Origin of the sequence: Hydrogenophaga sp. (assembly GCF_041633695.1) — a bacterium.
Taxonomy (GTDB): domain Bacteria; phylum Pseudomonadota; class Gammaproteobacteria; order Burkholderiales; family Burkholderiaceae_C; genus Hydrogenophaga.
The window spans coordinates 1-10,370 of record NZ_JBFJMY010000134.1 but is presented as its reverse complement, the minus strand read 5'-3'; the positions used below and the strand labels follow the sequence as shown (position 1 = coordinate 10,370).

Below are 10,370 nucleotides of genomic sequence, written 5' to 3'. Positions count from 1 at the left end.
GCATCAAAACGCGGCGTGGTGTCGTTGTTGAAACCGTGTTGTGTGCCCGCGTACTGGTGGGCCGTGTACCGCGCACCGGCGCTCTTGAGGGCGGCTTCGTAGGCCGGCCAAGCGTTGTTGATGCGGTCGTCGGTCCCGGCGAAGTGGATCAGCAGCGGCGCCTTGACTTGGGCCGCATCTTCCGCTGCCGGATGGTTGCCGTAGTACGGAACCGCTGCCCGCAGTTCGGGCATTTGGGTCGCCAGTGTGTGGGCCACACCGCCGCCATAACAAAAGCCCACCACGCCCACGCGGCCGGTGCTGTCAGGCCGGGCCATCAGCGCCTGGGCCGACGCCAGCATGTCTTGCCGCGTCTTGCTCTGGTCCAGCGTGGCAAACAAGGCGCGGGCCTTGTCTTCGTCACCAGGGTAGCCGCCCAGCGGCGCCAGCGCATCGGGCGCAAAGGCCAGGTAGCCGTCGAGCGCGATGCGCCGGGTGATGTCTTCGATGTGCGGATTCAGCCCCCGGTTTTCGTGGATCACCAATACGCTGGGCAGCTTGCCGGTGGCGTTCGCGGGTTTGGCCACATAAGCCTTGAGCGAGCCGTAGCCCAAAGGGGAGGGCACGTCCACCACCTCGGTCTTCAAGCGGGCGTCGTCTTTGGGCACCACCTGGGCGGCCGCAAAGTCGGGGCTCAATGCCGCGAGCAAACCCACCGCCGTCATGCCGCCCACTGCGAACTTGCCGGCGCGGTCCAGAAAACCCCGGCGGTCCAGGTCGCCGTGCACGTAGGCGTCAAACAGGATCAACAACTCTTGATCAAAATCGGCGGCGGTGAGACGGGTCATGGGTGGCTCCATTGGTGAATGGCCACCATCGTATGTGCATCGTGTGGCCATGGGGTATTCACGACACGGTGGTGGGGTTTTCGATGTGTATGCCCGCACTTCCTGGCCTGGTGCCGACGTATGTCGACGCATTTCGCCCGCTTGAGGTGCCGGCTTCAACGCCGAGCAATGTCCTTTCAAATTTTTAGCGCCGCGCACAAGCTTCGGACCATGCCAGGCTTGCTAAGCTGATTCCTATGAAGATCTCAGAACTCGCTTTGCAAACCGGGGTGTCGGTGTACCGGCTTCGGCACTACGAAGAACTGGGGCTGCTCCAGGCCGAACGCACCGCATCGGGTTACCGCATGTTTGGCCCGGGTGCCGTGCGCGAGGTGGTTTTTATCGCCATGAGCCGCGAGCTCGGCTTCTCGCTCAAGGGCATTGGCGAGGCGCTGCCACGCTACCGGGCCGGGACGCTCACCTTCGACGACATGTTTGAAATCCTGCGCGGTCGAATCGCCGAAATCGATCTGGAAATTGCCGCTCAGCGCGCCATGCGCAAGAAGCTGGTGTCGCACATTGCCTGGCTTGAAAAGCGCCAACGTGCGTTTGCAAAACGCGAGCAGGGTAAAACAAGGTCGCCCTGGGGCGCCAAGAGAAAGGCCACGCGATGAAGCCGACCGACACGATGCCTGAGCAGGTGCGCCGTGCGGTGCTTGCCATGCCGATGGCGCAAACCTTGAAGCTGGTATTTCGCCGCATCGACGCGGGTTGTGTGGAGCTGGAAATGCCGCTGCAGGAGGCGTGGTGTTTTCGGCCCGGCCAGTTGCAGGCCACGGCCATCTTCGCTGCCGCAGACTTTGCTGCGGTGGCGGCTGCGGGGACGCTGTTGCGGCCAGGCTTCATCAACGCCACCGTGGACGCGTCGCTGAAGATCGTGGCGCCCGCCCGTGGCAGCCACCTGGTGGCGCGTGGCCGCGTCGTGAAGGCGTCGCACTGGCTCACGGTGTGCGCCTCGGACGTGTTCGCCGTGTGCAACGGCACCGAGACGCTTTGCGCCACCTTGCTGGGAACGGCACGCAACATCGACACGGCGGCGCCATGATGCCCCAAGGTTACGAGCGGCACACACGCCGCAGTCCGCTCACCGACCCCTGGGAGCCCTTGTTTGCGCGCGAGACGGCCGATGCCGTGCAGCTCGCGCTGGAGATACGGGAAGCGCATTGCAATGCCCGGGGCTTCGCGCATGGCGGCCTGATTTCGTCGCTTGCCGACAACGCCATGGGCATGTCCGCCGTGCGGCGGGCACGCCAGCAGCCGGGTGCGGAGAAAGCCAGTGCGGTGACGGTCTCGCTGACCCTGGATTTCATTGACGTCGCGCGCATCGGTGATTGCGTGGCGTTCTGCCCGACCGTGTTGAAGGTCGGTCGAACACTGGCGTATACCGATTGCAGAGTGGTCTGCGGCGAGCGCCTGATCGCCCGCGGCAGCGCGACATTCCGGATGCTTTGAGGCGGATCAGACGCATGGATGCAGAAACCCGTCAACGTAGCGCGGTCACCGGCAGACCACCGGGCATTTGAGCGGCGGGTCGGCGGTGCGCCCTTCGTCAACGGCCCAGCACGCGTGGCGCTGTGTTCAGCGCTTGTGCTGGGCAGAACCCGCCGCGAGCTGCGCCAGCAAGGGCACGAGGTGGTCGCGCAGCGCGCGCACCGCGGCGGTGACCTGTTTGCGGCCGGGCACGACGAGATGCAGATCGCCGGGTTCGCCTTGCCAGTGCGGGTTGATGTGCACCAGCCGCCCAGCGGCGATGTGGGCGGCCATGTCGATCTGGGAGCGGTAAGCCAGTCCCAGGCCATCCACCGCCCAACGGCTCACGACTTCGCTGTCGTTGGCGTTGCGGCGGCCTTGCACCGGCGCATCCACCCACTGCCCTTGCACGCACAGGCGCCAGGTCTTGGGCACTTCGTCGCCCACCATGAAGCTCAGGGCTTCGTGTTGCGCCAGTTCGGCGACGGTGGCGGGCGTGCCGTGGCGTGCGATGTATTGGGGCGAGGCCACCAGCAGCCGTGGGTTGTTCAGCAGCAGCGGCAGCGCGACCTGTGCCGAACCCCGCAGCGTGCCGTAGCGGATCGCCATGTCGAGCGGTACCCGCATGAGATCGGCGGTGCGGTCGGAAAAATGCAGGCGCAGGGAGAGGTCGGGGTGGCGCTGCAGAAAGGTTTCCAGCCACGGCAGCAAGATGTTGCGCCCAAGATCGGACGGCATGGACAGCTGCAACTCGCCGCGCAGGGCGCTGCGGGTTTTGGACACCACGGCCTGCGCCTCGGTCATGGCGCTGAGTGCTGCACGCACATGGGGCAGCATGCGCTCGCCTTCGGTGGACAGGCGCAGGCTGCGTGTGCTGCGCACAAACACCGCCACGCCCCAGGTGGCTTCGAGGCGCTTCACGGCGGCGCTGGCGGCGGCGGGTGACCAGTCCATGGCCTTGGCCGCTGCCGTGAGGCTGCCCAGATCGGCGGTGCGCACGAACAGTTCGAGGTCGGTGAGGCGGGTCATCGTTCGGGTTTTGTTGAAAGTGATTCGATGGAACGGGGCTCGATGGCTGCTGACATTCTCACCATACTTCCCCTGTCGCCATTGGTATGTATCCCCGTCGTCCACTTTTTTCGGGGAAATCAATGGCGGGATCATTTTCTTCCAATTGTGTTGTTTCCCGATTTCCCTTTGTCACCCCCATCCCATTTCCAACCGGAGTTCCCATGAAAGCCATTGCCTACCAAACCGCTTTGCCCATTTCCGAGCCACTGTCTCTGCAGGACGTTGACTTGCCCGCGCCACAGCCCGGCCCACGCGACCTGTTGGTGGACGTGCGCGCCATCGCAGTCAACCCAGTGGACTTCAAGGTACGGGCCGGAACGAACGCCGAAGCGGGTGGGTGGAAAGTGCTGGGTTGGGACGCCGTGGGCACAGTGCGCGCCGTGGGCAACGAGGTGAGCCTGTTCAAAGTGGGCGACCGGGTCTGGTACGCCGGCGCTATCAACCGGGCGGGCGCTAACGCCGAACAGCACCTGGTGGACGAGCGCATTGCCGCGCTGGCACCACAATCGCTGAGCGATGCCGAAGCCGCCGCCATGCCGCTCACCACCATCACCGCGTGGGAAATGCTGTTCGACCGCCTGGGCGTGGCGCAGGGTGAGGCGTCCAAAGGCCAAGCGATTCTGATCATCGGTGCAGCCGGTGGCGTGGGTTCGGTGCTGACGCAACTGGCACGAAAGCTCACCAGCTTGACCGTGATCGGTACCGCTTCGCGCCCTGAGACGGTGCAATGGGTGAAAGACCTGGGCGCCCACCATGTGCTGGACCACAGCAAACCGTTGGCCGAAGAAGTGAAAAGCGCGGGCCTGGCCGCGCCCGACTACGTGGTGGGCCTCACGAACACCGAGCAACACTTCGCCCAGATCGTCGAGCTGATCGCGCCCCAGGGCAAGTTTGGCTTGATCGACGATCCAGCCAAAGGCAGCATCGACATTGGTGCGCTCAAGCGCAAGGCCTTGTCGCTCCACTGGGAGATGATGTTCACCCGTTCGCTGTTCCAGACACCCGACATGATCGAGCAGCACAAGCTGCTGAGCCAAGTGGCTGGCCTGATCGACGCGGGCCAGTTGAAGACCACGCTGGGCGAACACTTGGGCGCCATCAACGCGGCCAATTTGAAGCGCGCCCACGCTCTGCTGGAAAGCGGCCGTGCACGCGGCAAGATCGTGCTCGAAGGGTTTTGATGGCTGGTCGGTGAATGGCGGCGGGTGCGCGCCTTGATTAAAAAAGCCGCCTGGGGTTTTGATAGACCCCGGCGGCTCTTTGTCTTTTCGTGGGATTCACGGAACCTCAGAACGGGCCGTTCCCAGACCCGAGATCAGGCCTTCTTGGCCCAGGCACTGCACCAACCCTTGCCAGATACTTGCTTGCCGGCAAACAGGGGGCAACCGCCTGCGGCATCCGCCGCCTTGCCCTGGAAGAGGGCGCAGTTGTGGCAAGTCTGGTCGGCGGCATGCCTGGGATATTTTTTGCCATCGGCCTTGGATGAATCGGCCACGTAGCCCAGGGCGCTGGCTTGTGGCGATTTCTCGTCGAGCATGTCGGCGGCTTGCGCGCGGGAGGCCAGAGCGAGGGCTGCGCCGCCTGCGGCCACGGTCATCATGAAAGTGCGTCGGGTGTTGATCATTGTGAGTTCTGAGAAGTGGGCAGGCCGTGGGAAGGAAACCAGCGCTACCGAGGACCTGCCGCTCGGCTTGCTAGAAATGGGGCGGGCGGAGGGGGACGGGTTGCGCTTGGCCTGCGTTGAGCAGGTCGCCACCAACAGCGAAGGTCGAAATTCCCTCCGCCACGGCAACGTTTCCCGATTAGAAGTGCAATCCGAAGGTTGAACCTTGATCAATATCATGTCTTGGGCAGGCAATCAGGCAAATCGCCGCCGCAAGCGCTTCAAAAGCCGCCGCCTTTACGGCTTGCGATTTCACTTCAGGCAGGCCTTCAGCACCTCTTCGGCCGTGGCCGGAGCGTTCATCGCTTCGGGCTTGCCGCCCGCCTGGGCCACCGCGTCGCGCAGCGCTTCAAACACGCTGATGGCCAGCATGAAGGGGGGTTCGCCCACGGCCTTGCTGCCGTGCACGTTGTCTTCGCGGTTGGGTTCGTGCCAGAAATCGACCCGGAAGTGTTCGGGTATGTCGCCGGAGGTGGGAATCTTGTAGGTGCTGGGCGCGTGGGTGGCGAGGGTGCCGTCGGCTTTCCACACCAGTTGTTCGGTGGTCAGCCAGCCCATGCCTTGCACGAAGCCGCCTTCGATCTGGCCGATATCGATCGCCGGGTTGATGCTGTGGCCCACGTCGTGCAGGATGTCCACCTTCAGCACGCGGCTCTCGCCGGTGAGGGTGTCGATGGCGACTTCGGTGCAAGCGGCGCCGTAGGCGAAGTAGTAGAAGGGCCGACCGGTGAGGGTGGTCTTGTCGTAGTGGATTTTGGGCGTGCGGTAAAAGCCGTCGCTCCAGAGCTGGATGCGGTTGGCGTAGGCGGCACCCACCACTTCTTCAAAGCGGCGGCGGCTTTGGGGCGTGATGACGGTGCCGTCTTCAAAGCGCACCGCACCCGCACCGCAACCGTCCAGCCCGGCGACAAAAGCGGCCAGGTTGTCGCGCACGTTGCGCGCCGCGTACTGGGCTGCGCGGCCATTCAGGTCGGTGCCGCTGCTGGCGGCGGTGGCGCTGGCGTTGGGCACCTTGCTGGTGTCGGCGGCGGTGGCCAGCACCTGGGCGAACGGCACCCCGAGTTCGTCGGCCACGATCTGCGCCACCTTGGTGTTGAGGCCCTGGCCCATTTCTGTGCCGCCATGGTTCACCTGCACACTGCCGTCGGTGTACACATGCACCAGCGCACCGGCCTGGTTGAACAAGGTGGCGGTGAAGCTGATGCCGAACTTCACGGGTGTGAGCGATAGGCCGCGTTTGATCACCGGGCTTTGCGCGTTCCAAGCGTCTATTTGCTCGCGCCGCTCGGTGTAGCCACTGGTGAGCGCCAGCTGCGACATGAGGGGTTCCAGGATGTTGTCCTCTACCTGCATCTGGTAGTGGGTGACATTTCTTTCTTCGATGCCGTAGAGGTTGCGCAAGCGCACGGCCAATGGATCGAGGTTCAGCCGGCGCGCAATGTCGCTCAGAATGCGCTCGATCACGATCACACCTTGCGGGCCACCGAAGCCGCGAAATGCGGTGTGGCTCTGGGTGTGGGTCTTGCAGCGGTAGGAGCTGATCGCCACGTCTTCCAGGTAGTAGGCGTTGTCGGCGTGGAAGATGGCGCGGTCGGCCACCGGGCCGGACAGGTCGGCGCTGAAGCCGCAGTTCGCCAGCATCTCCAGATCGAGCCCGCAGAGCAGGCCGGTGTCGTCAAAGCCCACGCGGTAGTGGTACGCAAACGGGTGGCGTTTGCCGGTGATCATGAAGTCGTCGTCGCGGTCCAGCCGAAGCTTGACTGGGCAGCGCAGCTGGTTGGCGGCCACGGCGGCCCACACGGCCAGATGGCCGGCCTGGGTCTCTTTGCCACCAAAGCCGCCACCCATGCGGCGGCATTCCACGGTGACCGCGTTGTTGGCCAGACCCAGTGCGTGGCTGACCCAGTGCTGCACTTCGCCGGGATGCTGGGTGCTGGTGTAGACCCACCACTGGTTTTGTTCCAGCGGCAACACGTAGGCCACCTGGCCTTCCAGATAAAAATGTTCCTGGCCGCCAACTTCGAAGCGGCCTTCGAGGTGGTGCGTGGCGCGTTTCAGCGCGGCGCTGGCGTCGCCACGCTTCACGTGCACTGGGGGCAATACGTAATGCTTCTGGGCGTGCGCCTCGTGCACCGACAACACGGCCGGCAAAGCTTCAATGTCCAGTTGGACCAAGCGTGCGGCGTGGCGCGCGGTCATCACGTCGTCGGCCACAACCACCGCCACCACCTGGCCCACGAACTGCACGGTGTCGGTGGCGAACACCGGTTCGTCGTGCGCGAACGCCGCCAGTGTGGTGTCGCCGGGGATGTGCTGGCTGGTGAAGACGCCGCGCACACCGGCCAGTGCGATCGCTCGGCTGGTGTCCATGCCGCGCAGGCGGCCGTGGGCCACGGGCGAACACACCGGAGCGGCGTGCAAGGTGCCGCGCACCTCCGGAATGTCGTCGATGTAGGTGGCCGTGCCCGCCACCTGGGCGCGCGCGCTTTCGTGGGGATGGGCGTGTCCGGCGGCCCGGACCGCCGGGCTGCTTTGGGCGGCGGCGCGGGCCAGGGGCAGGTCGGGAGCGTTCATGCCAAGGCCTCCAGGGTGGTCGTGCCCATGTCTTCCAGGTTGATCGCCACAGCGCCCTGGCTTTCCAGCCAGAAGCGCTGCAGCAGGTTGCCCAGCACGGTGCGCCGGTAGGTGGCGCTGGCGCGCATGTCGGAAATGGGCTGGAATTCGGCGCGCAAGGCGGCCATGCCTTGTTGCACCGTGTCGGCGTTCCAGGTCTGGCCGAGCAGGGCGGCTTCCAGTTGGCGCGCCCGCACCGGTGTGGCGGCCACGCCGCCGACGCCGATGGACGCTTGCGCCACCCGTCCGTCTTGCACGCGGATCTGGATCGCCAGGCAGACGGCCGAAATGTCGTCGTCAAAGCGTTTGCTGATCTTGTAGACGCGCATGCAATCGAAGGCAGCGCCCTCAAGCCCAGCCGCTGCCGGGGCCTGTGGCGGCAAGGTGGGCGCATGGGCTGCGGGCTTGGCCGGGCGTGGCACCTTGACCCAGGCCAGGATTTCATCGGGCCGCATCACGTTGCTGCGGTAGCCGGTGTACAGGTCCTCCAGCCGCAGCTCACGGTGCGCCGGGGCACCGCGTTTTTGGTCCCAGCGCATCAGGACCACGTTGGCGCCGAGCGCGATCAGCAGGGGCATGGAGTCGCCAATGGGCGAGCCGTTGGCCACGTTGCCGCCCAGCGTGCCCGAATTGCGCACCGGCAAACCGGCGAAGCGTTGTGCGAAGGTCTTGAGCTGGGGCCGTTCCAGCACCAGGGCGGCGTAGGCCTCGGTCAGCGAGACCGCTGCGCCGATGGCGATGTGGTGTGGGTAGGTTTCCACGCGCCGCAGCTCCCGGGTGGCGGTCAGGTCCAGCACTTGCTCGAAGCGCTGGTGCAGCTTGGTCACCCACAGGCCGACATCGGTACAACCCGCCACCAACTGGGCTTTGGGGTGGCTGGCCCGCAGTTGCAGCAAGGTGTGCAGGCGGGTCGGGCGCAGATAGGGTTTGGGTTCGAGCGCCTTTTTTTTCGGTCCGCGCAGTCGCTGCAGCGCCGCCAGCGTGGCGGCCACGTCTACCGCGCAGCCGGCAGGCAGGGGCAGGCTGCCCATTTGTTGGGCCGCGTCCAGAATGGGCCGGTAACCGGTGCAGCGGCAGAGATTGCCGGAGAGATCGGCCTGGGCCTGCTCGCGGCTGATGTGGTGTCCACCCTGGCTGTTCTGGTACATGCCAAACAGGCTCATCACAAAACCCGGCGTGCAAAAGCCGCACTGGCTGCCGTGGCAGCGCACCATGGCCTCTTGGGCCGGGTGCAGGCCGTTGGCCGGCGAGCTGGCGGTGGGCGTGCTGCCAATGTCTTCGGCGGTGAAAACGGCCATACCGTCCACCGAATGCGCCAAGCGTATGCAGCTGTTGATGGCCCGGTATTGCAGTTGCCCGTCCACCGCTTCGCCCAGCACCACGGTGCAGGCGCCACAATCGCCCTCGCCGCAGCCTTCTTTGGTGGCGGTCAGGGCCAGATCTTCGCGCAGGACTTCCAGCAAGGTGCGCTGGGGCGGCACATGGTGCAGCGTCACGGGCTGGCCACGGCGCAGAAAGGTCAGGGTTTGCGAGCGGTTTGGAGACGTCATGCGCGCCAGCATAGCGCGACCCACTTGGCACAACATATGCTCGGGGTTATGGTCAGAATGTCAAAACCGCCATCCAGCCATATAGGACTTGGGTATGAAATACGTGTCCATGTTCGACAAAATTGATCTGCACCTGATCCGCGTGCTGTACACCGTGCTCACCGAGCGCAGCGTGTCGCGTGCGGCGGTGCGGCTGGGCATGTACCAGCCGGCGGTCAGCGCCTGCCTCAAACGCCTGCGCGCGCTGGCGGGTGACCCGCTTCTGGTGCGTTCGGGCGCCACCATGGTGCCCACCGAGGCGGGTTTGCGCATGATCGACCCCGCCGCCGATATTTTGCGCAGCGCCGAGGTGCTGTTCTCCGACGCCCGCAGCTTCGACCCGAGCACCGCCCGCCACACCTTCAGTCTGGCCGCGAGCGACTACCTGGACCCGCAATTCCTGCCCCAATTGGTGGCTCAGATCAAAAGCCATGCACCGCTGTGCCCGATCGACATCCACCCGCTGTCGGCCGAGTCGGACTACCGGCACCACCTGGCCCAGGGCGACTACGAAGTGGTGATTGGCAACTGGCCGCTGCCGCCCGACGACCTGCACCTGGGCCGCTTGTTCGGCGACGAGGTGGTGTGCCTGGTTTCCAGCCAGCACCCGGCGGTGCGCCGTGGCTGGGATGTGGAGGCCTGGCTGGCGGCGGAGCACATTGCGCCCACGCCCACCCACCCCGGGGCGCGCGGCGTGATCGACGACCACCTGGTGAGCCAGGGGCTGGAGCGCAACATCACCGCGCGCTGTCCGCATTTCGGCCTGATCCCGGCCATGGTGGCGTCCAGCTTGCTGGTGCTCACCACCGGTCGGCAATACTGCGAGCGTTTTGTGAACGATTTGCCGGTGAAAATATTGCGCTGCCCGGTGCCGTTTCCACGCCTCATGTACTACCAGCTCTGGCACGAACGCACCCACGCGTCCAGCGCCGGGCGCTGGTTGCGCGAACAAATCAAAAGCGTGGCGGCGTCGCTCAAGCGGCCCGAGCCCGAGGTTTTGGCGCCCACGGCCTGAGCCCGCCTGCCCGATCACGACGAGGAGAACCATGTCCACAGCCCGATTGCAATTGAGCGGTATCACCAAGCGCTACCCCGGCG

At 65.2% G+C, this 10,370-nt stretch carries 10 protein-coding genes; 5 read left to right on the top strand and 5 right to left on the bottom strand.

What is annotated here, in order from left to right; translation table 11 throughout:
* A partial coding sequence (locus tag ABYB95_RS10315) for a dienelactone hydrolase family protein (protein WP_372658407.1) occupies window positions 1-827 on the bottom strand: 827 nt, incomplete at its 3' end.
* A 236-nt stretch (window positions 828-1,063) separates the two neighbouring features.
* Between ABYB95_RS10315 and ABYB95_RS10310 the strand changes: the two genes are divergently transcribed.
* The 3 genes from ABYB95_RS10310 to ABYB95_RS10300 are packed head-to-tail and all read left to right on the top strand — an operon-like array spanning window position 1,064 to window position 2,318.
* Window positions 1,064-1,480, top strand: coding sequence for a MerR family transcriptional regulator (locus tag ABYB95_RS10310; RefSeq protein ID WP_372658406.1), 417 nt, complete (start codon window positions 1,064-1,066; stop codon window positions 1,478-1,480).
* Entirely contained in the window at window positions 1,477-1,911 is a 435-nt protein-coding gene (locus tag ABYB95_RS10305) for a PaaI family thioesterase (protein WP_372658405.1), read from the top strand. The genes ABYB95_RS10310 and ABYB95_RS10305 overlap by 4 nt, the downstream gene beginning before the upstream one ends.
* A complete protein-coding gene (locus ABYB95_RS10300) occupies window positions 1,908-2,318 on the top strand; it encodes a PaaI family thioesterase (protein ID WP_372658404.1) in 411 nt (136 codons plus the stop codon). The genes ABYB95_RS10305 and ABYB95_RS10300 overlap by 4 nt, the downstream gene beginning before the upstream one ends.
* A gap of 126 nt (window positions 2,319-2,444) precedes the next feature.
* On the opposite strand, the gene ABYB95_RS10295 is transcribed toward ABYB95_RS10300, so the two are convergent.
* Complete coding sequence (locus tag ABYB95_RS10295; protein ID WP_372658403.1) at window positions 2,445-3,365, bottom strand: LysR family transcriptional regulator; 921 nt, start codon at window positions 3,363-3,365, stop codon at window positions 2,445-2,447.
* Window positions 3,366-3,568: 203 nt separating this feature from the next.
* On the opposite strand from ABYB95_RS10295, the gene ABYB95_RS10290 reads away from it, so the two are divergent.
* The gene (locus tag ABYB95_RS10290) at window positions 3,569-4,588 is read left to right on the top strand and encodes a zinc-binding alcohol dehydrogenase family protein (RefSeq protein ID WP_372658402.1); all 1,020 of its coding nucleotides are present in this window, start codon (window positions 3,569-3,571) and stop codon (window positions 4,586-4,588) included.
* Between the two features lie 134 nt (window positions 4,589-4,722).
* On the opposite strand, the gene ABYB95_RS10285 is transcribed toward ABYB95_RS10290, so the two are convergent.
* The 3 genes from ABYB95_RS10285 to ABYB95_RS10275 all read right to left on the bottom strand — a co-directional run bounded on the left by ABYB95_RS10285 (window position 4,723) and on the right by ABYB95_RS10275 (window position 9,233).
* Entirely contained in the window at window positions 4,723-5,031 is a 309-nt protein-coding gene (locus ABYB95_RS10285) for a high-potential iron-sulfur protein (protein ID WP_372658401.1), read from the bottom strand.
* 291 nt (window positions 5,032-5,322) lie between these two features.
* Window positions 5,323-7,644 carry a xanthine dehydrogenase molybdopterin binding subunit gene (gene xdhB, locus ABYB95_RS10280; protein ID WP_372658400.1) on the bottom strand — a complete coding sequence of 774 codons (2,322 nt, stop codon included), beginning with the start codon at window positions 7,642-7,644 and terminating at the stop codon, window positions 5,323-5,325.
* The gene (locus ABYB95_RS10275) at window positions 7,641-9,233 is read right to left on the bottom strand and encodes a xanthine dehydrogenase small subunit (protein WP_372658399.1); all 1,593 of its coding nucleotides are present in this window, start codon (window positions 9,231-9,233) and stop codon (window positions 7,641-7,643) included. The genes xdhB and ABYB95_RS10275 overlap by 4 nt, the downstream gene beginning before the upstream one ends.
* Window positions 9,234-9,327: 94 nt before the next feature.
* On the opposite strand from ABYB95_RS10275, the gene ABYB95_RS10270 reads away from it, so the two are divergent.
* The gene (locus ABYB95_RS10270; RefSeq protein ID WP_372658398.1) at window positions 9,328-10,287 is read left to right on the top strand and encodes a LysR family transcriptional regulator; all 960 of its coding nucleotides are present in this window, start codon (window positions 9,328-9,330) and stop codon (window positions 10,285-10,287) included.
* Window positions 10,288-10,370 lie beyond the last annotated feature (83 nt).